Genomic DNA, 21,447 nt, shown 5'->3' on the forward strand with positions numbered 1-21,447 from the left:
ATCTGACCAGCGCGACGGGGGACGACGATGGCTGCGGACAATCCGCGCGGCGCGATGTTTCGCGTCATCGTGCCGAACCAGCACAGCCGCGTCACCAATGCCGAGCTGTTCTTCGACCTCGTCTTCGTGTTTGCGATCACGCAGGTGTCGCACACGCTGCTGCACCATTTCACGCCGCTCGGCGCGGTCGAGGTCACGCTGCTGTTCCTCGCGGTGTGGTGGGTGTGGGTCTACACCGCCTGGGTCACCAACTGGCTCAATCCCGAGCTGACGCCGGTCCGCATCCTGCTCTTCCTGATGATGCTTGGCGGGCTCGTGCTGTCGACGACGATCCCGACCGCCTTCGAGGGGCGGGGCCTGTGGTTCGCGATCGCCTACGCGACCATGCAGGTCGGGCGCACCGCGTTCTGGATGTTCGCAACCCCGCGCCACCGCACTGCGGTGCGGCACAACGCGATCCGCATCCTGGTCTGGCTCTGCGGCTCCGCGGTCTTCTGGATCCTCGGTGGCCTCGCGCATGGGGAGCAGCGGCTGTGGTTCTGGATCGTGGCGCTCACGATCGAGTACGTCTCGCCGGCGGTCCGCTTCTGGGTGCCGAAGCTGGGCTTTTCGTCGGTCGAGGCCTGGGCCGTCGAGGGCGGCCACATGGCCGAACGCTGCGCCGGCTTCATCATCATCGCGCTCGGTGAAGCCATCGTCGTCAACGGCGCGACCTTTGCCGAGCTGGAGTGGACCGCGGACAATATCCTGGCCTTCGTTGCGGCGCTGGTCGGCAGCATCGCGATGTGGTGGGTCTATTTCCACAAGGGCGCCGAAGCCGGCTCAGAGCGCATCTCGAAATCTGCCGAATCCGGCCGCTTGGCGCGACTCGCCTATACCTATCTGCACATGCCGATCGTCGCCGGCATCATCCTGACCGCAGTCTCGGACGAGCTGGTGCTGAAGCATCCGACCGGCCATTCCGATCTGCGCACCATCGTGAGCACGATCGGCGGTCCCCTGCTGTTCCTGATCGGCACCATCCTGTTCAAGCACTCGATCCGCGGCTTCCTCCAGCTCTCGCACGGCATCGGCATCATCCTGCTGCTGGCGCTGTGGTGGTTCGCCGCCGACCTCTCGCCGCTCTGGCTGTCGGTCGCGACCAGCGTGATCATGATCGTGGTCGCGGTGTGGGAGTCGGTGTCGCTGGGGTCGACGGCGGAGGAGGTTGAGGAGCGTTAGAACGCGGGCGGCCGGAGTGCACGCCTCGTCCTTCGAGACGACCGCTGCGTGGTCTCCTCAGGACGAGGCTAATCAGCATAGGTACCCGTTGAACCTGCTGCCCCGCACTCCGTCCTCATCCTGAGGAGCCCGCCGAAGGCGGGCGTCTCGAAGGATGCGCCGCAAGTGACGGCCGAAGCGTTTACTCCGCGACCTCGAGCGCGTGCACCGAGAACATCTTGGCCGCATCGGTCCAGCTCTCGCGCACGCGCCAGCCGGCGCCGTGCGCCAGCGCCGCGAAGCGCTCGATGCTGTATTTATAACTGTTCTCGGTGTGGATGCTCTCGCCTGGGCGGAAGGAGAAGCTGGTGCCGAGCAGGCGCACGGTCTGGCTCTTCTTGCTGATCAGGTGCATCTCGATGCGGTGCCGCTCGCGATTGTAGATCGCGCGGTGGGTGAAGGCGGAGAGATCGAAATTGCCGCCGAGCTCGCGGTTGATGCGCACGAGCACATTGAGGTTGAAACGCGCGGTGACACCAGCGGCGTCATTATAGGCATCGAAGAGCACGCGCTCGTCCTTCTCGAGATCGGCGCCGATGATCATCTGCGCACCCTTGCCCAGGATCTGGCGGGCACTCTTCAGGAAGGCCTGCGCCTCTTGCGGCTCGAAATTGCCGATGGTCGAGCCCGGGAAGAAGCCGACCTTGGGCATCGACGCGACAGCCTTGGGCAGTTCGAACGGCGTGGTGAAGTCGGCCGCGACGGGATAGATGCCGAGCGCCGGAAAATCCCGCTTCAAGCCGTTGGCCTGCGCCGTCAGGAAGTCGCCGGAGATGTCGACGGGGACATAGGCTGAGAACTTGCAATGGTTGAGCAGCAGGCGGACCTTCGTGGTCGCGCCGGCACCGAACTCGACCAGCGCCGCGTGCTCCGGAATGATTTTTGCGATCTCGCTGCCGCGCTCCCTCAGGATCGATAGCTCGGTGCGGGTCGGGTAATATTCCGGAAGCTTCGTGATCGCCTCGAACAGCTCCGAGCCGGTCGCGTCGTAGAAATATTTCGGCGACAGCTTTTTCGGCTGCTGCGAGAGGTCCTCGATGGCCTCGCGAGCGAAAGCGGTGGTCTGTTCGTCGGGCAGATGGGCTTCAGCCAAAGCGCTGGCGTGCACATTCATGATACTCTCCTGAACGCGCTGTCCGGCGCGCATTGTCGTCGGATAAGAACTAGTCGTACTGGGCGAGCCGCAGGCCCGTGAACTGCCAGCGGTGGTGCGGATAGAAGAAGTTGCGATAGGTGATACGGCGGTGGCCCTCGGGAGTCGCAAGCGAGGAGCCGCGCAGCACCAGCTGATTGACCATGAACTTGCCGTTATATTCCCCAAGCGCGCCTTCGACGGCGCGATAGCCGGGATAGGGCGAGTACGAAGAACGCGTCCACTGCCAGACGATGCCGAAGGCATCGTTGAGCTGGCCCGTGCGAGCCGCGACTTCCCATTCCATCTCGGTCGGCACGTGCTTGCCGGCCCAGCGCGCGAAGGCATCGGCTTCGTAGTAGCTGATGTGGCAGACCGGCGCGTCCGGATCGACCGGCTTGAGGCCAGCGAGCGTCATCACCTGCCATCCGCCATCGACCTCGCGCCAATGGCCGGGCGCCTGCCAGTCTTCCTTGCTGGCCGCGGCAAAGCCGTCCATGAGCCACAGCGTTGCTTTCGCGTAGCCGCCGTCGCGCATGAAGGCGAGCCATTCGGCATTGGTGACGAGATTGCGGGCGATCCTGACCGGTCCGACGAGGGCCCGATGCGCCGGCTTCTCGTTGTCGAAATGAAAACTGTCGTCGACGTGGCCGACGGTGTGGATGCCTTCGTTCAGCGTCAGCCAGTCCTCGCTGCTGCCGGTCGCGGACGGGAAGCGCCAGTCCGGATCATAGGCCGGGTAGACGGGGTTCTGCGCGAAGGCGTGCAGGATGTCGGTGAACATCAATTCCTGATGCTGCTGCTCGTGGTTGAGCCCGACCTCGACCAGCGGCGCGACGGAGCGAAGCTTGTCCTCAGCGGCCTCGCGGAAGAATTTGACGACCGCCGCATCGACATAGCGGCGATAGGCGCCGACCTCGTCCGCGCTGGGACGTGTGATGTCGCCGCGATGATTACGGGCATGACGCGGGCCGGCGCTGACGTAATAGGAATTGAACAGGAAGGCGAAGTCGGGGTGGAAGGGCCGGTAGCCGGGGGCGTGCTCGCCGAGCAGAAACTGCTCCCAGAACCAGGTGGTATGAGCCCGGTGCCATTTCGCCGGGCTCGCATCCGGCATGGACTGGATCTGCTGGTCCTCAGGCGACAGCGGGGCGGCCCGGCGCTCGGTCTCGTTGCGGACGGCAAGATACGCGTCCTGGAGCCGCTGGGCGAGGTTGCCGGGGGCGGAGGACAGTGACGAAAGCGGGGCGGTGGCCGTGGCGGAGGCTGTTTTCGTCACGTTTTTCTCCAGACAGAACAAGAGAACGTTGTTGGCGTTGCCCGGTTCCAAAACCGAGGTTCGTCCTAGATGGGGCCTCCGTTACGGGATAAAAGTCCTCCCCGCCGTTAATATTAGTGTCATCAGCCTATCGGCCCGGGGCGGTCCCGGCCGGCCGTCGCCGCCATTTTACTTTGGATGCACAACGGTTTGGGCTACATATATAGGCAAGGATCGGGTTAGATCGGCTGAGCCGGCCCGAGGGAATCGTTGAGGGCTCCGCCCCAGAAGGACACGGATATGAGCATCGAGGAATTCATCGCCAACGAAGTGAAGTCGAACGACGTGGTTCTGTTCATGAAGGGCACGCCGCAATTTCCGCAGTGCGGTTTCTCCGGCCAGGTCGTCCAGATCCTCGACCACATCGGCGTCGGCTATAAGGGCCTCAACGTTCTCGAATCCGCCGAGCTGCGCAACGGCATCAAGGAATATTCGAACTGGCCGACCATCCCGCAGCTCTATGTGAAGGGCGAGTTCATCGGCGGCTGCGACATCGTCCGCGAGATGTTCCAGGCCGGCGAATTGCAGCAGCTCTTCACCGAAAAGGGCGTCGCTGTCGCGGCATGAGGCGTGACCGCGCTGACGCGCCGGATTGGCGGCGCGGAGCTCGAGGTCATCGTTGCCGACATCACCACACTCGGCGTTGACGCCATCGTCAACGCCGCAAATTCGTCGCTCCTTGGCGGGGGCGGCGTCGATGGTGCGATCCATCGGGCGGCCGGGCCAGAGCTCGTCGCCGAATGCCGCATGCTCCACGGCTGCAAGACCGGCGATGCCAAGATCACCAAGGGCTACCGCCTCAAGGCCGCGCATGTGATCCACACCGTCGGGCCGGTCTGGAATGGCGGCACAATCGGCGAGGATGATTTGCTTGCCTCCTGCTATCGCCGTTCGATGGAGCTGTGCGGCAAGCACGAGCTGACCTCGGTAGCATTCCCCGCGATTTCGACTGGTATTTACCGCTTTCCGGCCGACCGGGCCGCGAAGATCGCGGTCCATACGACCATTGACGCCCTGCCGGCCGCGCCGCTGGTCGGCCGCGTCATATTCTGCTGTTTCTCGGAGGCGAGCGCCGCCCTCCATACGGACGTTTTGGCGCGCTACGCCAGCCCTTGTGCCTGATGGCGCGGCCGGTACACTCCGGCTGGCCATGTGCCGGGGAGGGGATATGATTTCAAAATCTGGATTGCGTGCGCTGGTTTGCAGCGCGCTGGTGTCGTTGAGTGCGACATCGTTCGCGCGCGCCGAGGGCACTTACGAGATTCCGGCCGGCGCGCACTTCAACCAGGAGAAGCTCGGCAAGATCAGCGACTTCTTCAAGAACGAAGTTGCGACCGGCAAGATCGCCGGCGCAACCGTGCTGATCAAGCAGCACGGCAAGCCGGTCTATCACGAAGCCTTCGGCGTGCAGGATGTGGTCAGCAAAGCGCCGATCACCGACAAGACGATCTTCCGCCTGTTCTCGATGAGCAAGGCGATCACCTCGGTGGTCGCGATGAAAATGCTCGAGGACGGCAAGATCAAGCTTGACGATCCCGTCTCCAAGTACATCCCGTCCTTCGCCAATGTGAAGGTCGGCGTCGAGAAGAAGGCTGACGACGGTACCAAGTCGCTCGAGCTGGTGCCACCGAACCGCCCCATGACGGTGAAGGATCTGATGACGCATACTTCGGGCGTCACCTACGGCTTCTATGGCGACAGCCTGGTCCGCAAGGCCTATCGCGACGCCAAGATCTATGACGGCGATTTCGACCTCGCCGAGTTCGCCGAGCGCATCGCCAAGCTGCCGCTGCACAATCAGCCGGGCGCGCTCTGGCAATACGGCCATTCCACCGACATTCTGGCGCGCGTGATGGAAGTCGCGGCAGGCAAGCCGCTGCTCGATATCGAGCAGGAAACGCTGCTCGGTCCGCTCGGCATGGTCGATACCGGCTTCTTCGTCACCGACCCCGACAAGCAGAAGCTACTGGCGCAGCCGGTGCCGAACGACAGTGATTTCCGGGTTGGCCGGATCAACGATCCGACCGTCGTCAAGAAGATCCTGTTCGCCAGCGGCGGCATGGTCACGACCATGGCCGATTATGAGCGCTTTGCGCGGATGCTGCTCAACGGCGGCAGTCTGGACGGCAAGACCATCCTCAAGCCCGAGACGTTCAAGCTGATGGTGACCGACCAGATCGGGCCGAAATCAGGCGTCGATCGCGACTATTTCTACTTCCCCGGCGATGGTTTCGGCTTCGGCCTTGGGCTCGCGGTCCGCACCGATCCCGGCAACGCAAAGCCGCCGCCGCCCGGCGATCTCGGGGAATTGAAGTGGGACGGCGCCTCCGGCTGCTATTTCGTGATCGACCCCAAGCAGGACATGTTCTTCGTCCTGCTCGAACAGACCCCCACCGAGCGCCAGCGCGTGCAGCGGACATTGAAGCAGTTGGTCTATGAAGCCATGGAGAATTGACAGGTTCGGGCGCCGCACGCTGATTGCGGCGCTCGTCCTTTTGTTGGGTGCAGTCGGTGCGCAGGCGGGCTCGGAGGGGCGCGGCGCGCACAATCTCTCGCCCGAACGTTTGGCAAAGGTCTCGGATTACATCCGGAGCGAGATCGCCGCCGGCACGTTTCCAGGCGCGATCCTGCTGCTCCAGCAGCATGGCAAGCCGGTCTATTACGAGAATTTCGGCGTCCGCGACGTTGCGACCGAGCTGTCGATGAGCGCGGACACGATCTTCCGCCTCTATTCGATGTCGAAGCCGATCACATCCGTGATGGCGATGATGCTGGTCGAGGAGGGCAAGCTCTCGCTCGACGATCCCGTCGCCAAGTACATTCCGGCCTTTGGCACGATGAAGGTCGGCGTCGAGACGAAGGCCGAGGACGGCAAGGTTTCGCTGGTGCAGGAGCCGGTGAATCGTCCGGTCACGATCAAGGATTTGATGCGCCACACCTCCGGGCTGCCTTACGGCTATGTCGGGGGTGGCATGGTGCGCGAGCTCTATGCCGAGGCCAATCTCTTCAACAGCAATCTCAGCAATGCCGAGTTCGCCGCGAAGATCGCCACGCTGCCGCTGGTCGAGCAGCCCGGCACGATGTGGGATTACGGCTATTCCACCGACGTGCTCGGCCGCGTCGTCGAGGTGGTCTCGGGGAAGACGCTGCTCCAGTTCGAGAAGGAGCGGCTGCTCGATCCGCTCGGCATGAGCGAGACCGCGTTCTTCGTCGCCGATCCCAAAAAGTTCGCGCGTATTGCCGAGCCGATGCCGGCGGATCGCAACATCAATCCGACGACGCAGGTGCGCGACATCAGGCTGCCGCTGAAATGGGAGTCGGGCGGCGGCGGCATGGTCGGCACGATCGGCGACTACGCCCGTTTCGCGCAGATGCTGCTGAACGGCGGCACGTATGACGGCCGCCGCTATCTCAAGCCCGAGACCATCGCGCTGATGGCGTCGGACCATATCGGGCCCGAGACCAGGATCGGGCACGACCAGAACTATTATCCGGGCGGGACGAGCGGCTTCGGCCTCGGCTTCGCCGTCCGTACTTCGGTGCCATCAGGCACCTCATGGCCGCTCGGCGAATATCGCTGGGACGGCGTCGGCGGCACGTTCTTCTTCATCGATCCCGAGGACGATCTGTTCGGGATCTTCATGGTGCAGACGCCGTCGCAGCGCGGCCGGATTCAGCTGGCGCTGAAGACGCTGATCTATCAGGCGATGGGGCGGTGAGCGCGAAGGTGCTGCCTTGTAGCCCCGGATTTCGCTGCGCTCCATCCGGGCTACGGGACTCATGCACCGCGCACGATCTCGCGCACGTACCCGATCGTCTCCTCGACCTGGCTCGCATTGACGTCGAGATGGGTGCAGGCGCGGATGCGGCCGTCCATCATCGCGAGCGTGACGCCGCGCTGGCGCAGCGCCGCGACCATCTTGTCGCCGGCAACGCCGGCGCCGTCCGGCTTGAAGAACACGAGATTGGTCTCGGGCTCCTGCACCTCGATGCCTGATATCTGCGACAGACCGCGGGCAAGCGCGCGCGCATTGGCGTGGTCGTCGGCGAGGCGGTCGACGTGATGGTCGAGCGCGTAGATGCAGGCGGCCGCGCAAACGCCGGCCTGCCGCATCGAGCCGCCGAGGCGCTGCTTCCACTGCCAGACCGCGTCGATGAAGGCGCGCGTGCCTGCGAGCACGCCGCCGATCGGCGCACCGAGGCCCTTGGAGAAATCGATCCAGGCCGAATCCCAGCCCGCGGTCATGTCGCGCGGGGAGATGCCGCTCGCGACGGTGGCGTTGAGGAGGCGCGCGCCGTCCATGTGGGTGACGAGGCCGTGCTGTTTCGCGATCGCGACGATCTCGTCGAGCGCGGCCTTCTTCCAGATCGTGCCGCCGCCGATATTGGCGGTCTGCTCGACGCTGACGACGGTCTGCGGCGGCTGGTAGCGTGTGCGCGGATGCAGCGCCTTGCGAAAGGTCTCCGGCGTGAACTGGCCGTCGGGGCCCTTGAGCTGCGTCACTTGAAAACCGCCGATCGCGGCATGCGCGCCGCCTTCGCGGGCGATGATGTGCGCGGTCTCATGCGCCAGAATCTCGTCGCCGGGACGGCAATGCACCAGCGTCGCGGTGACGTTGCACATTGTGCCCGAGGGCATGTAGACCGCCGCTTCCTTGCCGAGCAGATCCGCAACGCGCTCGCACAGCGCATTCACGGTCGGATCGTCGCCGACCTGCTCGTCACCGACCTCCGCCCGCGCCATCGCCTCGCGCATCGCAGCCGTCGGCTTGGTCTGCGTATCCGAGAGCAGATTGATGCGCACCGGCGGCGCCTTGGGATCGATCGGGGGAGGGGTGTAGAGCATGCGACGCCTCCTGAAGGCATAACGGCCACTGAAGTGTGGCTCTTAAGCAAAAAGGCCCCGGCGAACCGGGGCCTTTCGATATTCAGATCTTAGCGCGAATAGAATTCGACGACCAGATGCGGCTCCATCTGCACCGGGAACGGCACGTCGGAGAGGCCGGGGATGCGCACATACTTGGCGGTCATCTTGCCGTGGTCGACTTCGAGATAGTCGGGGACCTCGCGCTCGGGCAGCTGGCTGGCTTCGAGCACGTGGGTGAGCTGCTTGGAGGCTTCCTTGACCTCGATCACGTCGCCGACCTTGAGCTGGTAGCTCGAGATGTTGACCTTGCGGCCGTTCACCTTGACGTGGCCGTGGTTGATGAACTGGCGGGCGGCGAAGATCGTGGAGACGAACTTGGCGCGGTACACGACCGCGTCGAGACGACGCTCCAGCAGGCCGATCAGGTTCTCGCCGGTGTCACCCTTGAGGCGGCTCGCCTCGACATAGATGCCGTGGAACTGGCGCTCGCTGATGTTGGCGTAGTAGCCCTTCAGCTTCTGCTTGGCGCGCAGCTGCACGCCGAAGTCGGAGAGCTTGCCCTTGCGGCGCTGGCCGTGCTGGCCGGGGCCGTATTCGCGGCGGTTCACGGGGCTCTTCGGGCGGCCCCAGATGTTCTGGCCCATACGGCGATCGATCTTGTACTTCGCCTCACTGCGCTTAGTCATCGCGTCCTCTTCGGTTGCATGGTTTGAGGAAACGCGCCCTCCTGTGTGCCGGGATGATCCCGGCACCGACAGGTCCGATCCCCAAAGCTAGAGGGAGCCGACCACGGGTCGCGAAACGCTTCGCGGGCCGAAATCGGCCCGCGAGCAGGCGGCTTTTAGGGGAGTTCGGGGTTCGCTGTCAATTCTTTAGCCCGTCATTCCGGGGCGCTCGTAGAGCGAACTATGGTGCGCAATTGCGCACCTGGGAATCTCGAGGTTCCGGGTTCGGCTCTGCGAGCCGCCCCGGAACGACGGTACTTATGTCCCGACCGCCCGGATCGGCTTTGGCCCGGCCGACCGTAATTCGGCAGCGATTTCAGTGTTCAGGACCTGTTCCAGCCGGGTCAGGACCCGGGCGACGGGGGCCGCGTCGGTCACCCGGTGGTCCCAGCGGATCACGACATGGATGGTCTGGTCGCCCTCGACCACCCCATAGCTGACGATGAAGGGGCCGGGCGTGATCGGGTGGAGCTCGCCGCCGCCATAGGCGGCCACCGAGCTCACGGCGAAGCTGCCGAACCAGTTGCCGCGCTGCCGGCCGAAATTGAGGCCCACGGCCCAGCACAGCCGCCGCAATGGCAGCGGCAGGCGGGTGGCGCGCATGATCTTGCGGAACATCGGAACATCGTCGACCGGGGCCGTCTTGGCGCGCCGGATCTCGGCATCGACCGCCGCCAGCGTCATGGCCTCGGGAGCCGCGATCCGCTGCGGCATCACGCATTCCTCACCGTTATCGACCCGGGCGATCGCCACCGACGCGACGCTATGAGGGAGCTCGTAGAGCGTCGGCCGGGGCCATTTGGCATAGACGGTGCGCAGGACCGGCTCGTTCCTGGCGACTAGGGCAAAGGCTTTCACGAACATCGCGGCCCAGCCGGCGGGCGCCATCGCCCCCGCGCGGGCCTCCAGCAGGGGGCGGACATTGAGCGAACGGGAGAGCGAGACGAACGGCACGTCCATCGAGGCGTGCATGAGGTCGCAAATCAGGCGGCGGCGCAGCGAAATGGTCTTGGGCGTCCCGCGCATCGGCTCTTTCGGTTCCTGTGGATGAAAATTTGGGCAGCGAGCGGGGTCCCGCTCGCCGCCTGCTCTAGCACGAACCAACCCGCTCGGGAGCAGTCGGTTCGCCGCATCAGGGCGCCGGCGAGGCCAACGGCTTGGTCTTGTCGACGACGTAAACTCCAAGCACTTTCATGGACTTATCGCCATGAGCCTTGGCGTCGTGCACGACGCCTGCCGGGATCTGGTAGGAATCGCCGGCTTTCAGGGTCTTGTCCGGCTGACCATCGATGAGGAGGGTCAACTCGCCTTCGAGCACGTAGCCGGTCTCGATCCCCGGATGGGTATGGCGTCCGGCCGCGCCGCCCGCCGGGACTTCCGCGATCGCGGTGATGGTGTTGTAGCCGTCTGGAAATTCCACCTTCTGGAGCGGGGTGCGCTTGATGCCGGGCTGCTGGGCAAAGGCCGCAAAGGCAAGGCCTGCGAAGGACAGAGCGAGCAAAGTCTTCTTGAGCATGGTTGTTTTTCCTCCCTGGAGCCGCCGACCCTAGCAGCGCGGCAGTTCCCGGCAAGGTGGTAATCGGCTGCTCAGCGCCTGATCCCGTCGAACGCCGCCATGATGCCGCGCTGGAAGAGGGACCAGTCGAAGCCGAGCGCGATCGCGCGGTAGCCGCGGTCGATCAGCTCGTTGGCCTGGTCGGCGGTGCGGGCGACGCCGCCGATCGGCACGCCGCTTCTGAGGATGCCAGCTTCCGCGCGGGCGACCAGCTCCAGCAATTCCGGATCGTCCACCCGGCCGCGCTTGTTGATGGAGGTGGCGAGATCGCCGGGCCCGATCACGGCGACGTCGATGCCGGGCGTCGCCATGATCTCGTCGATGCGGTTGACGGCATCGACATGCTCGATGGTGACCATGCAGATCATCTCGTCGTCGGCAGAAGCCATATAATCAGGCATCGACTGGCCCCAGCGGAACGGTGCGTGGAATGGACCCCAGAGCCGATCGCCGCGCGGCGGGTAGCGTACGCTACGCACCGCCTTCTCGGCCTCGTCGCGATTGGTGATCATCGGGAAATTGATGCCGAAGGCGCCGATGTCCATCGGCGCTTTCGCAAGCCACGGCTCGTTCGCCGCAATCCGCACCAGGGGCGTGCACGGCGTGCCTGTCGTCGCCGCGATCATCGCATGCGCTTCGGTGAGGCCGATCGGGCCGTGCTCGAGATCGACGATGATCCAGTCGAGCGAGCGCGCCATGATCTGCACCATCTGCACACTGGGGATGGTCGCGATCGCGCCGAAGGCGGGACGGCCCTCGCTCCACAATTGGCGGAGGCGATTGAGCGGCTTTGCGGGGACCGGCATGGGATGACCTGCGCAGAGATGACGACGGCAAAGCCTAGCAGCGCGCCGTGTCTGCGAAAAGTCAGGCCACCGCACGCCCGCCGAAGAACGGCGTCAAGGTGGCGGAAAGGCCATGCACGCGGTTCGAGGTGAAGATCATCTCGGCGCCGGACTGCGCGATGCCGCTGACGCTCGCGCCGAGCAGGTCGGAGACGCGGCGGGCAATGGCGGGGGCCGGGTCGATCCAGTCGACGGGCCAGGGCGCGAGCTTCTTCAGCCGGTCGAGCAACAGCGGGTAATGGGTGCATGCCAGCACGACCGTATCGGTGCGCGCGCCCGCCTCCGCGCCGACGAAGCAGGGCGCGAGCTCGGCGCAGATGGCGTCGTCACTGATCGGATGACCGCTCAGCTCGGCTTCGGCGAGCGAAGCGAGTTCGGGCGAGCCGACCAGCGTCACCTCGCAGCCTTGCGCGAAATCGCGGATCAGCGCCTTGGTGTATTCGCGCTTCACGGTGCCCTTGGTGCCGAGCACCGAGACGCGGCGGGTCTTCGACTGCGCGCAGGCGGGCTTGATCGCCGGCACGGTGCCGACGAAGGGCAGGGAATAAGCGGCGCGCAAATGCGATAGGACCAGGGTGGACGCCGTGTTGCAGGCGATGACGACGAGGTCAGGATCATGGGTGCCGATCAGCTCCCCCATCAGCGGCACGACGCGGGCGACGAGCTCGTCCTCGCTGTGGTGGCCGTAGGGGAAGAAGGCGTCGTCGGCGACGTAGACGTAATGCGCGTCCGGGCGCGCGGCCACGACCTCACGCAGCACCGTGAGCCCGCCAAGGCCGGAATCGAACACCAGGATCGTCGAGGAATTGGTCACAGCTTTACCCTAGCCCGCCATGGTTACCATTCGGTTTTTGGGGCGGTTTTGCGGCGGGCCGGCCCCGCCGGCAATTTGGAACGATTCAATTTCGCGTTTGCCGCATTGTCCCGCTATCAGGCAGCGATATTGCACTGCGGATCGGGGGCATATCCGCAAAATTCCGGGGGCTGACATGATCAGAAACACAAATGCCGGCTGGGGCAGCGTTTCCCGGTGGCTGCACTGGATCCTGGCGCTGGCCATCGTCGGCATGATCGGCTTCGGCTGGTGGATGAACCACATCCCGGCGCGGCCGGACCGCTTCTTCTATCGCTCGATCCATGCCGACATCGGCTATGTGATCCTGCTGCTCACGCTGCTGCGCCTGGTCTGGCGCGTCATCAACCCGACGCCGACACTGCCGGCCGACAGCCAGCCCTGGCAGAAGCTCGCCGCCCGCATCAGCCACGGCGCGCTCTATCTCGCCGTGATCGTCGTCATCATGCTCGGCTGGGCGCATTCCGGCGCGCACTCGCCGGACTATTCGGACTTCTTCGGCCTGTTTCACGTGCCGCAATTCACCACGCCGGATCGTACGGCGGCGAACGCCTATGAGGACCGCCACATCCTGTTTGCCTATGTGCTGCTCGCGCTGATCACGCTTCACGTGGTCGCCGCCCTCTGGCACCACTTCATCCGCCGCGACCGCGTCGTAGCGCGGATGGTGGCGGACGAGGCGAGGTAGGGCGGGCATAGTGTGTGCTCAATCCGTCATCCCTGCGCAACCGCGAAGCGGATGTCGCTGGAGGTGCGAGACGTGGGACGCAGAGCGTCCCATGGGGAGCCTCGAAGGATGAGCGGCCACCGCTGCAGCCGCGCAGAGAGAGCCGGGCCGTCGCCCTTCGAGGGCCGCTGAAGAAGCGGCCACCTCAGGGTGACGGTGATGCTATGATGTCGCGTCACGACTGATCCAACAGTCTCAGGAAGACCCCATGCTCACCGTCCATCATCTCGGCAAGTCGCAGTCCGAGCGCATCGTGTGGCTCTGCGAGGAGCTCGAACTTGCCTACGAGCTGAAGCGCTACACCCGCGATCCCGTCACCATGCTCGCGCCACCTGATTACAAGGCGCTGCACCCGATCGGAGCGGCGCCGGTCATTCATGATGGCGATCTCGTGCTCGCCGAATCCGGCGCCATCGTCGATTACATCATGGCCAAGCATGGCAACGGCCGTCTCGCGCTCCGCCCTGACGATCCCGACTTCGCGCAGTTCCTGTACTGGTTTCACTTCGCCAACGGCACGCTGCAGGCCGGCATGGGCCGGCTGATGATGCTGAACCGGCTCAAGCTTGCCGACGACAATCCGATGCTGGCCGCGACCAGGGCGCGGGTCGATCGCGCGTTCGATCTGGTCGATGCGCGCGTGCGCGATGCCGAATATCTGGCGGGCAAGGCCTTCACCGCCGCCGACATCATGATCGGCTTCTCGCTCACCACGATGCGCTACTTCCAGCCTTATGATCTCCAGCGCTGCCCGAACGTGGTCAAATATCTCGGCCGGGTCAGTGCGAGGCCGGCCTACCGGCGCGCGATGGAGAAGGGCGATCCGGGCATGGCGCTGCTCCTGAGCTGAGCGGCGGGTCAGGCGATCCTGTTGGTGGTGGTCGCCCGCGCGCTGGCCAGCTGCTTCTGCAAACGATCGATGTTTTGCAACAGGCGCTGGCTGGTCAGCACCAGGAAGTAATAGCCGAACTGCGGATCCTGGAAGTAGATCTCGAGCAGGCGGTCATAGGTGATCGTCAGCACCTGGCCGTCCTCGATGCATTCGATCGTTCCGGTGCGGCGGTTGTCCGGCGTGAGGAAGCCGAGCTCGCCCATCAGCGCGCCTGGCCCGATCTCGACGCTAATCTCCTTGACCAGGAACTTGCCGGTGACGGTGAGGAGCATCTCCTTGGCCGGATCGCCCAGCTTGAACAGCGTGTCGCCGCGGCGATATTTGCGCTCGGTCATGAACGGCTTCAGCCACTCGATCGACATGTCGCCTTCGGCGGCATGACGCGCTTTCTTGACCAGCTTGAGCATCTGCCGCAGGCGCAGGGCGTTGATCGGAAGCAGCAGCAGATACAGCAGGAACGTCGAGACGTTGGCCGAGAGCGCGCCGAAAACGGCGAAGAACGCGCAGCCGATCATGTTGGCGACGCGCAAGGGCACCATCGTCCGCATCAAGAGGGTGGCGACGAAGAAGCCGGCGCCGACCGCGGCAAACAGATTGGCGAGCGTGATGTTGTGGACGAAGATCTCCAGCAACCGGTTGAAGATCGCGTCGTAGGTGACGTTGTTCGGATCGAGGCCCATCTGGACCAGGATCTTCGCGATCCTGAGGTTATCCGTCGCCGCGTCGAGGATGCGGTCGAGGATCGACGAAATGTCTGCGCTGCCGGACGGCATGGTACTAACCCCGCGTAAGGCCTTCAGTCCTGGTCGGTATTCGCGACAGCTATAGCCGAAATCGAATGACGACCGCTTGAAATGAAGCCTTCGGTCGCCCTGCCGCAAGAGGCAAATTTTAGCCTGATCGGGCGTTTCGGCAATTGCCCCTTGGTTGGGCGTATTTGAAGTGCCCGTGATTCGGGAGCCGGAACGGGCGCCGGCGTGGTCGATCCTGGGCGCCTCGGCGAGGCGGGCGCGAGGCGATCTTGGCGTTACGGCTTGGCGGCGGGCTGCACGACCTGCTGCTCGACCAGGGCAAGGTGCCCCGGCAGCGCGCCGGCGCGCAGCAGCATGGCGACGCTGCTCGCTTCCTCCAGCGTGAAATTGCCGGAGATCTGGCCCGAGCCGCCGGTGATGGGTTCGCGGATCACGGGGGCGGAGATCACCTTGCCGTCGAGCACGATGGCGAAGGGCTTTCCGATGTTCTCCTCGGTGACGTGTGCGAAGCGGCGCGTGCCGCGGCCGTTGAAGCGGAACGAGGCGATCGGGTCCTTCGTGCCGCTGGCAAATCCCGGGCCGGCATAGCTGATGTCGTCGCCGTCGATCGCGCTGTCCTTGGCAACCAGATAGGGGCGCTTGTCCTTGAAACCGAGCAGGACTTCCGTGCCCGCAGGCGGCGTGCCCGACTGCGCCTGCTCTGCCGACATCGAGATGTCGACCATGCGGAAGCTGACCTTGACCTTGGTCGCGAAGATCGCGGTCACGCGCTCCGGTTCCATCATTCCCGGGATGAAGATGCGGATGCGGTCGGTCCCGTCGGGCTGGACGCTCGCGAGCTTGATGTCGGCGTCCTTGAGGCGCTGCTCAATCATGGCGATGGAATCCTCGACCAGCTCGCGCAGCCGTGCGGCGGAGGCGGCATCGGTCGGCGCGAGCCTGATCAGCCCGTCGCCGACGCCGGTCACGGCGAGTGCATGCGACGGCAATCCTTCCGCGACTGCGGCGAGCTTGCGCTTCAGCTCGTCGCGGCCCTTGGCATCGGCAATCTTCGCCTCGACGCCGCCATCGCGGATCGCGAGGCCGGAGAACGCGATCTTGCCCTCGCGCAGGATCTTGTAGACGTCGTCGCGCAAGTCCGTGACTACGCTCTCGCGCAGGCCGTCGGTGTCGACCTTGTAGACGATGCGCGAGCCGCCGAGCTTCTGCATCTTGTCGCCGACGAACGCCGCGATCCTGGTGCGCATCTTGTCGAACTGGCTGTCCTCGGCGAGCGCCGCGCGGGGCAGGGCGATCGCCGACGCCGTGATCATCGATGTCATGGCGAGCGCAGCGAACAGCCGGGCGATGCGGTCCCGCAGGGGCGTGGTCATGATCACCTCGAGTCTTGCGGCAGGACGCTGACAGACGAATCCAATGCTTGTTCTTGGTGCCCCGATCGGCAGCGAAGGTTCAAACGCCGTGAACCCGAGTGCTACGACCGTAGCCGCTAAGCCATGGACGAACGCCAAATCATCCATCATTCTGTCCGCGCTCGACCGGCCATCGGTTGAGGCTCCGCCTGAACCAAACGTCAAAAGACAGCGGGCGGGGACATGCATCTGAGGGAGGACGGAATTCCATGGCGGGCATCCACGCGCTCGATCGATTCATCGGCGACGACTACCCCGACTTTTTCACGGACGCAGAGGTTCGGGCTTTCGAGCAGGTCCCTTATGCCGATCGCGTCGCCGCCGCGAGCACCTATGATGCCGTCAGGCTCGGCGCGGCGCTCAATCCCGACGGTGCGGCGATCCAGTTCCTGCAAAATGCGGATCCGGCCGATACGCCGGTGGTGGTCACGTATCGCGATCTGATCGCACGCGTGACCCAGGCGGCCAACATGTTTCACGCGCTCGGCGTCGAAAAAGACGACGTCGTCAGCTTCATGCTGCCGCTGGTGCCCGATGCCTTCGTGACGCTGCTCGGTGCCGAGGCGGCCGGCATCGCCAATCCCGTCAATCCGCTGCTCGAGCCGCATCAGATCGCGGAAATCCTGGAAGCTGCGAACACCAAGGTCCTGGTGGCGCTCGGGCCGATGCCGGGCACCGACATCTGGCAGAAGGTCGAGCAGATCCGCCCGCAGCTCAAGCACCTCAAGGCGATCGTGCAGGTGTTCGGCGGCGGCGATCCCGACAAGGGCATCTTTGCGTTCAACGATCTGATCAAGCAGCAGCCCTCCGACCGGCTTGTCAGCGGGCGCAAGATTTCGGGCACCGACATCGCCGCCTATTTCCACACCGGCGGCACCACCGGCACGCCAAAACTGGTGCGGCACACCCACGCCAACCAGGTCTATCAGGCCTGGGCGCTCAACCTTCTGCTGAAGGGGAAGCCCGGCGCCAATCTGCTGTTCGGCATGCCGCTGTTTCACGTCGGAGGATCGTTGACGCAGGTGCTGCTGATGCTGTCGAGCGGCGGCTCGCTGGTCGTGCTGTCGCCGAGCGGCTGGCGCAATCCGAATTCGGTCAAGAACATCTGGGGGCTGGTCGAGCGCTATAGGCCGGAGGCGCTGTCGAGCGTGCCGACGGTGCTCGCGGCAGCGCTCGGGGTGCCACCCGGCAATGCCGACATCTCCAGCCTGAAATATGCCGCCGGCGGCGGCTCCGCGATCCCCGTCGCGGTGGGCTCTGCGATCCAGGACAAGCTCAAGCTGCCGGTTGTCGAGGTCTACGGCATGACCGAGACCTCGAGCGTGCACACGCTCGCTTATCCGTCACGGCCGATCCGGCTCGGCTCGGTCGGCCTTCCCATGCCTTACGCGCGCGTGCGCATCGTGCAGCTGGATGCTGACGGCCACCTGATCCGCGACTGCAAGCCCGACGAGATCGGCGTCGTCATCATGGCCGGGCCCGGCGTGTTCGGCGGCTATCTCAACGACGAGCACAACAAGGGCGCCTTCGTCGACGAGGTCTGGGTCAATTCGGGCGATCTCGGGCGGCTCGATGCCGACGGCTATCTCTGGATCACCGGCCGCGCCAAGGATCTCGTGATCCGCGGCGGGCATAACATCGATCCGGCGCCGATCGAGGAGATCATGTTCCGCCATCCCGCCGTCGGCTTCGCCGCGGTGGTCGGACAGCCCGACGCCTATGCCGGCGAGCTTCCGGTGGGTTATGTGCAGCTGAAGCCGGGCGCGAGCGTCGAGCCGGGTGAGCTCGAGACTTGGGTGCGCGAGCGCACGCCTGAGCGTGCTGCCGTTCCGGTGCAGGTCATCCCGATCGATCCGATGCCGGTCACCGGCGTCGGCAAGGTGTTCAAGCCGCAGCTGCGCTGGGACGCGGCGCAACGCGTGTTCACCAAGGTGCTGACGCCGCTCACCGAGCGCGGCATCGACTGCAAGGTGAAGGTCGGCGCGCACGGCAGCCACGGCTCGATCGCGACCGTGACGCTCGCCGGGCTGCCGGCCGGCCAGCGCGAAATCGTCGCCGGCGAGGTGCACACGCTGCTCGCCCCATTCGTGATGCGGCACGAGGTGGTGCATACCTAGGTGAGGGCGCGCGCGGCGAGGCTTGCGCGCCTCGCCGCAAGCGCGCATCATCCCCAAAAAACTTGGGGGGAAAACGATGCCTCAACTCTCGCGCCGCCGGCACCTTCAGCAATTGTCGGCCGTGGTCGGATCCGCCGTGCTGCCCACATGGTCGAGGCCGGCATGGGCTTCAGAGCCGGACATCCCGCCCGAGGGCATCGGCAAGGGCATCAAGCACATCTCCTACAGCGACATTGGCGGGCGGCCCGATAGCGTGCAGGTGATGTTCAACCGCCAGCACGTCTATGTCGGGCACATGTTCAGCGACGGTGTGACCATCCTGGATGCGTCCGATCCGCGTGCGCTCAAGCCGGTCAATTTCTTCACCGCCGGACAATACACCCGCACCCACCATCTCCAGGTGGCGGAAGACATGTTGCTGCTTGCGAACGGCGCCAACATCGTCGCGATGCAGTCCTATGACAACATGCGCGGCTATTTCGAGAACACGCTGGCCGACAGCATCACCAAGGCCAAGAAATTCCGCTCCGGCCTCTCGATCCACGACATCTCGAAGCCGGGCGAGATGCGCGAGATCGCGTTCCTGGAAATGCCGGGCTTCGGCATCAACCGGCTGTGGTGGCCGGGCGGCCGCTATGCCTATGTGTCGGCGCATTTCGACGGCTTCACCGACCACATCCTGTGCATCGTCGATCTCAAGACCATCACGAAGCCGGAGATCATCGCAAAATGGTGGCTGCCGGGCATGAACCGCGCGGCCGGCGAGCCGGCGACGCCGAAGGGCAAGCGCTTTGCGCTGCATCACATGATCACGGCAGGCGATCGCGGCTATGCTGCCTGGCGCGATGGCGGCTTCACCATCCATGACATCAGCGATCCCGCGGGTCCCAAATTGCTGTCGCACATCAACTGGTCGCCGCCCTTTGCCGGCGGCACGCATACGCCACTGCCGCTGCCGAAGCGTCAGCTCGCGGTCGTCGCGGACGAAGCCAATGCGGACCAGTGTGCCAAGGGCCTGTTCCACACCTTCGTGCTCGACGTGCGCGCGCCCCAAAATCCGGTGCCGATCGCGACCCTGCCGACGCCGCGCGACCGCGACTTCTGCAGCAACGGCACCTTCGGCCCGCATAATCTGCACGAGAACCGCCCGGGCTCGTTCCAGAGCGAGGAGACGATCTTCGCGACCTACAACAATGCCGGCGTCAGGGTGTTCGACATCAAGGACGCTTTCGCGCCGAAGGAGATCGCCTACTGGGTGCCGCCGACGCCGAAGAAGCTGGTCGATCCGCGCCCGAACGTCGCGCTCGCAGCCAAGACCTGTGATGCCTATGTCCGGCCCGACGGGCTGATGTTCGTCTCCGACTGGAACGCCGGCATGCACGTGCTGCAATATCAGGGGTGAACACCGCACAAGGTGGGTTGGCGGCTTTTCTGCCGTGGCCAGCTCTTCCGATTGGACAACGCCTCGCCGCTACCCGCGGATCGCCGCATTGGCCCTTTCGGCTGCGCCCGTCATCGCATCCTTCGCCGATTTCTCACCGTTGACCACTTCATTGACGCCGATCATGAAGGCGTCGAGGATCGGTCTCGATTGCGGATGGAAAAGAATAGCCTTGGCACGATCGACGTCGGCATTCTGCAAGTTGGTCAGCGCGGCCTCGGCGGCTTGCGAGCCGAACGCCTTCTTGAAGCCGTCGCTCGACCAGGCCGAGACGCGTGTCGTCGCCAGCCCCGCTGCAGCAGTCTGCAGCGAGGTCGCCTTGCTCGTCGCCCAGATCAGGAACAGGAAAGCCGCCCGTTTGTTTCGTGATTTGGAATTGATGCAGGCCTGCCAGTGCGACATGAAGGGCACGGGTGTGCGACCAGGGACACGCGGAAAGACCGCAAACTGGGCCTGCTTCGTGACGCGACTCCTGGCTGGATTGGAGATGTCGGTCGCGAAATTGCTGCTGTCGATCGCGAGTGCAGCCCGCCCCTGCAGGAAGTCGTCCAGCACGTGGTACCATTCGTAGCTGCCGACGCCGACAGGTCCGGCCTGGCTGAGCAGCTGTCCGTACATCTCGACGGCCGCGATCGCCTCGGAGCTTGCGAAAACGGCCTTGTTGTCCTTGACCATGGCGCCGCCGTAAGAGAATACGAAGCCCATCGCCGGCGGGGAAGAATTGCCGCCGGCTTGGGCTCGCATAGCGATCCCCGACATCTCGCTGGACTTGACCGCCTTGGCAGTCACAAGCAGCTCTTCGAACGTCTGTGGAACCGGCAGATTCTTGGCTGCCAGCGCGTCCCCGTTGATGAACATGGTCATCGCTTCGGAGGTGATCGGGAAGGCGTACCGTTCGCCGTCAGACCACAGCGGGAAGGCCCGGGCCGTCTTGAGCAGGTCGTTCTCGTCGTACCATCCGAGATCGGTCAGCGATCTGTTGGAATAATAGCCGTTCAGCGGCTCGAGCCATCCTCCTGAGATGCCCTGGCCATAGGTCGTGAACATGAAGACGTCGGGCGTTGTGCTGCCGCGGGCGAGCCTGATCGGTAAGGCGCCGAGATATGTGGTTTCGAGTTGGAAATCGATGGTGACGCTGATGCCGGTGAGTCTGGTGAACTCCGGCAGCAGCGGCGTGATCGCATTCGACCAGGGATGGATCGCGCCCGCCAGGGTGATCGTCTGTCCCGCAAACTGCTTCCAATCGATGTTCGCGTTGGCGTACGTCGCAGCGCGATCCTCGGCAAAGCTCCACCGCGGCAGCGCGGCCAGGGCCGGCAAGACTGCGCCCGCGGCCCCCAGTCCCTTGACGAAGTTGCGACGGCTGGTCGGCGTTCGACCGCTCTGTGCGTACGTCATGCTCTCCTCGCGAAGGGCAATCATTCGCAACACGCGAGCTAGCCTTACCGGTGATGTTGCGGCCCTCGCGCGACGACTGATGGGCTCCCAAACCGGTGTAACCTTGGGGTCGAGAATGTCGGGTTCGCGACCCACCTAACCATGCTATTATTC

Annotated in this window: 20 protein-coding genes; 9 read left to right on the forward strand and 11 right to left on the reverse strand. The window is 64.6% G+C overall.

The window, feature by feature from the left end:
- Window positions 1-27 precede the first annotated feature (27 nt).
- Window positions 28-1,221, forward strand: a complete 1,194-nt coding sequence (locus BRAGE_RS0107355; protein ID WP_027560236.1) for a low temperature requirement protein A — start codon at window positions 28-30, stop codon at window positions 1,219-1,221.
- A gap of 181 nt (window positions 1,222-1,402) precedes the next feature.
- Here the strand turns inward: BRAGE_RS0107355 and egtD are convergent, their stop codons facing one another.
- Together egtD and egtB are read right to left on the reverse strand one after the other, a co-directional pair.
- Window positions 1,403-2,374 (reverse strand): L-histidine N(alpha)-methyltransferase, encoded by a 972-nt coding sequence (egtD, locus tag BRAGE_RS0107360; RefSeq protein ID WP_027560235.1) that lies wholly within the window; start codon window positions 2,372-2,374, stop codon window positions 1,403-1,405.
- Between the two features lie 49 nt (window positions 2,375-2,423).
- On the reverse strand, window positions 2,424-3,722 hold the full coding sequence (egtB, locus tag BRAGE_RS0107365) for an ergothioneine biosynthesis protein EgtB (protein WP_027560234.1): 1,299 nt from the start codon (window positions 3,720-3,722) through the stop codon (window positions 2,424-2,426).
- Window positions 3,723-3,950: 228 nt separating this feature from the next.
- Between egtB and grxD the strand changes: the two genes are divergently transcribed.
- Genes grxD through BRAGE_RS0107385 form a run of 4 tightly spaced genes read left to right on the forward strand, consistent with a single transcriptional unit; the run spans window position 3,951 to window position 7,429 of the window.
- Window positions 3,951-4,277, forward strand: a complete 327-nt coding sequence (gene grxD, locus BRAGE_RS0107370; protein WP_027560233.1) for a Grx4 family monothiol glutaredoxin — start codon at window positions 3,951-3,953, stop codon at window positions 4,275-4,277.
- Between the two features lie 3 nt (window positions 4,278-4,280).
- The gene (locus BRAGE_RS0107375) at window positions 4,281-4,832 is read left to right on the forward strand and encodes an O-acetyl-ADP-ribose deacetylase (RefSeq protein ID WP_027560232.1); all 552 of its coding nucleotides are present in this window, start codon (window positions 4,281-4,283) and stop codon (window positions 4,830-4,832) included.
- A gap of 46 nt (window positions 4,833-4,878) precedes the next feature.
- Window positions 4,879-6,165 carry a serine hydrolase domain-containing protein gene (locus tag BRAGE_RS0107380; protein WP_027560231.1) on the forward strand — a complete coding sequence of 429 codons (1,287 nt, stop codon included), beginning with the start codon at window positions 4,879-4,881 and terminating at the stop codon, window positions 6,163-6,165.
- Window positions 6,146-7,429 carry a serine hydrolase domain-containing protein gene (locus tag BRAGE_RS0107385; protein ID WP_027560230.1) on the forward strand — a complete coding sequence of 428 codons (1,284 nt, stop codon included), beginning with the start codon at window positions 6,146-6,148 and terminating at the stop codon, window positions 7,427-7,429. The genes BRAGE_RS0107380 and BRAGE_RS0107385 overlap by 20 nt, the downstream gene beginning before the upstream one ends.
- Before the next feature lie 59 nt (window positions 7,430-7,488).
- On the opposite strand, the gene BRAGE_RS0107390 is transcribed toward BRAGE_RS0107385, so the two are convergent.
- The 6 genes from BRAGE_RS0107390 to murI form a co-directional block, all read right to left on the reverse strand.
- Window positions 7,489-8,556 carry a threonine aldolase family protein gene (locus BRAGE_RS0107390; RefSeq protein WP_027560229.1) on the reverse strand — a complete coding sequence of 356 codons (1,068 nt, stop codon included), beginning with the start codon at window positions 8,554-8,556 and terminating at the stop codon, window positions 7,489-7,491.
- Between the two features lie 89 nt (window positions 8,557-8,645).
- Entirely contained in the window at window positions 8,646-9,263 is a 618-nt protein-coding gene (rpsD, locus tag BRAGE_RS0107395; RefSeq protein ID WP_027560228.1) for a 30S ribosomal protein S4, read from the reverse strand.
- A gap of 297 nt (window positions 9,264-9,560) precedes the next feature.
- The gene (locus BRAGE_RS0107400) at window positions 9,561-10,328 is read right to left on the reverse strand and encodes an acyltransferase (RefSeq protein ID WP_027560227.1); all 768 of its coding nucleotides are present in this window, start codon (window positions 10,326-10,328) and stop codon (window positions 9,561-9,563) included.
- Between the two features lie 106 nt (window positions 10,329-10,434).
- A complete protein-coding gene (locus tag BRAGE_RS0107405; RefSeq protein WP_027560226.1) occupies window positions 10,435-10,818 on the reverse strand; it encodes a cupin domain-containing protein in 384 nt (127 codons plus the stop codon).
- Window positions 10,819-10,889: 71 nt separating this feature from the next.
- A complete protein-coding gene (locus tag BRAGE_RS0107410) occupies window positions 10,890-11,663 on the reverse strand; it encodes an HpcH/HpaI aldolase family protein (RefSeq protein ID WP_027560225.1) in 774 nt (257 codons plus the stop codon).
- Window positions 11,664-11,724: 61 nt separating this feature from the next.
- Entirely contained in the window at window positions 11,725-12,516 is a 792-nt protein-coding gene (gene murI, locus BRAGE_RS0107415; protein ID WP_027560224.1) for a glutamate racemase, read from the reverse strand.
- A gap of 175 nt (window positions 12,517-12,691) precedes the next feature.
- On the opposite strand from murI, the gene BRAGE_RS0107420 reads away from it, so the two are divergent.
- Both BRAGE_RS0107420 and BRAGE_RS0107425 read left to right on the forward strand, forming a co-directional pair.
- On the forward strand, window positions 12,692-13,243 hold the full coding sequence (locus BRAGE_RS0107420; protein ID WP_027560223.1) for a cytochrome b: 552 nt from the start codon (window positions 12,692-12,694) through the stop codon (window positions 13,241-13,243).
- A gap of 247 nt (window positions 13,244-13,490) precedes the next feature.
- Window positions 13,491-14,132: a glutathione S-transferase family protein gene (locus BRAGE_RS0107425; RefSeq protein WP_027560222.1), complete on the forward strand. Its 642-nt coding sequence runs from the start codon at window positions 13,491-13,493 to the stop codon at window positions 14,130-14,132.
- Between the two features lie 8 nt (window positions 14,133-14,140).
- On the opposite strand, the gene BRAGE_RS0107430 is transcribed toward BRAGE_RS0107425, so the two are convergent.
- Complete coding sequence (locus BRAGE_RS0107430) at window positions 14,141-14,947, reverse strand: Crp/Fnr family transcriptional regulator (protein WP_027560221.1); 807 nt, start codon at window positions 14,945-14,947, stop codon at window positions 14,141-14,143.
- Window positions 14,948-15,201: 254 nt separating this feature from the next.
- Window positions 15,202-16,299 carry a SecDF P1 head subdomain-containing protein gene (locus tag BRAGE_RS0107435; RefSeq protein ID WP_027560220.1) on the reverse strand — a complete coding sequence of 366 codons (1,098 nt, stop codon included), beginning with the start codon at window positions 16,297-16,299 and terminating at the stop codon, window positions 15,202-15,204.
- 248 nt (window positions 16,300-16,547) lie between these two features.
- Here BRAGE_RS0107435 and BRAGE_RS0107440 point away from each other — a divergent pair, with 248 nt between their 5' ends.
- Together BRAGE_RS0107440 and BRAGE_RS0107445 are read left to right on the forward strand one after the other, a co-directional pair.
- Entirely contained in the window at window positions 16,548-18,455 is a 1,908-nt protein-coding gene (locus tag BRAGE_RS0107440; protein WP_027560219.1) for an acyl-CoA synthetase, read from the forward strand.
- A 76-nt stretch (window positions 18,456-18,531) separates the two neighbouring features.
- A complete protein-coding gene (locus BRAGE_RS0107445; RefSeq protein WP_027560218.1) occupies window positions 18,532-19,857 on the forward strand; it encodes an LVIVD repeat-containing protein in 1,326 nt (441 codons plus the stop codon).
- Between the two features lie 69 nt (window positions 19,858-19,926).
- Here BRAGE_RS0107445 and BRAGE_RS0107450 read toward each other — a convergent pair whose 3' ends face one another.
- Window positions 19,927-21,294 (reverse strand): ABC transporter substrate-binding protein, encoded by a 1,368-nt coding sequence (locus BRAGE_RS0107450; RefSeq protein ID WP_027560217.1) that lies wholly within the window; start codon window positions 21,292-21,294, stop codon window positions 19,927-19,929.
- Window positions 21,295-21,447 lie beyond the last annotated feature (153 nt).

It is taken from the genome of Bradyrhizobium genosp. SA-4 str. CB756 (assembly GCF_000473125.1).
GTDB lineage: Bacteria > Pseudomonadota > Alphaproteobacteria > Rhizobiales > Xanthobacteraceae > Bradyrhizobium > Bradyrhizobium arachidis.

Bases quoted from the DNA above. Each gene is read 5' to 3' on its own strand.
- BRAGE_RS0107405 (WP_027560226.1), bottom strand. From the start codon at position 10,818: ATGCTCAAGAAGACTTTGCTCGCTCTGTCCTTCGCAGGCCTTGCCTTT.
- BRAGE_RS0107450 (WP_027560217.1), bottom strand. From the start codon at position 21,294: ATGACGTACGCACAGAGCGGTCGAACGCCGACCAGCCGTCGCAACTTC.
- BRAGE_RS0107355 (WP_027560236.1), top strand. From the start codon at position 28: ATGGCTGCGGACAATCCGCGCGGCGCGATGTTTCGCGTCATCGTGCCG.
- grxD (WP_027560233.1), top strand. From the start codon at position 3,951: ATGAGCATCGAGGAATTCATCGCCAACGAAGTGAAGTCGAACGACGTG.
- BRAGE_RS0107400 (WP_027560227.1), bottom strand. From the start codon at position 10,328: ATGCGCGGGACGCCCAAGACCATTTCGCTGCGCCGCCGCCTGATTTGC.
- BRAGE_RS0107435 (WP_027560220.1), bottom strand. From the start codon at position 16,299: ATGACCACGCCCCTGCGGGACCGCATCGCCCGGCTGTTCGCTGCGCTC.
- BRAGE_RS0107425 (WP_027560222.1), top strand. From the start codon at position 13,491: ATGCTCACCGTCCATCATCTCGGCAAGTCGCAGTCCGAGCGCATCGTG.
- BRAGE_RS0107385 (WP_027560230.1), top strand. From the start codon at position 6,146: ATGAAGCCATGGAGAATTGACAGGTTCGGGCGCCGCACGCTGATTGCG.
- rpsD (WP_027560228.1), bottom strand. From the start codon at position 9,263: ATGACTAAGCGCAGTGAGGCGAAGTACAAGATCGATCGCCGTATGGGC.
- BRAGE_RS0107420 (WP_027560223.1), top strand. From the start codon at position 12,692: ATGATCAGAAACACAAATGCCGGCTGGGGCAGCGTTTCCCGGTGGCTG.
- BRAGE_RS0107410 (WP_027560225.1), bottom strand. From the start codon at position 11,663: ATGCCGGTCCCCGCAAAGCCGCTCAATCGCCTCCGCCAATTGTGGAGC.
- egtD (WP_027560235.1), bottom strand. From the start codon at position 2,374: ATGAATGTGCACGCCAGCGCTTTGGCTGAAGCCCATCTGCCCGACGAA.
- BRAGE_RS0107440 (WP_027560219.1), top strand. From the start codon at position 16,548: ATGGCGGGCATCCACGCGCTCGATCGATTCATCGGCGACGACTACCCC.
- BRAGE_RS0107445 (WP_027560218.1), top strand. From the start codon at position 18,532: ATGCCTCAACTCTCGCGCCGCCGGCACCTTCAGCAATTGTCGGCCGTG.
- BRAGE_RS0107430 (WP_027560221.1), bottom strand. From the start codon at position 14,947: ATGCCGTCCGGCAGCGCAGACATTTCGTCGATCCTCGACCGCATCCTC.
- BRAGE_RS0107390 (WP_027560229.1), bottom strand. From the start codon at position 8,556: ATGCTCTACACCCCTCCCCCGATCGATCCCAAGGCGCCGCCGGTGCGC.
- BRAGE_RS0107380 (WP_027560231.1), top strand. From the start codon at position 4,879: ATGATTTCAAAATCTGGATTGCGTGCGCTGGTTTGCAGCGCGCTGGTG.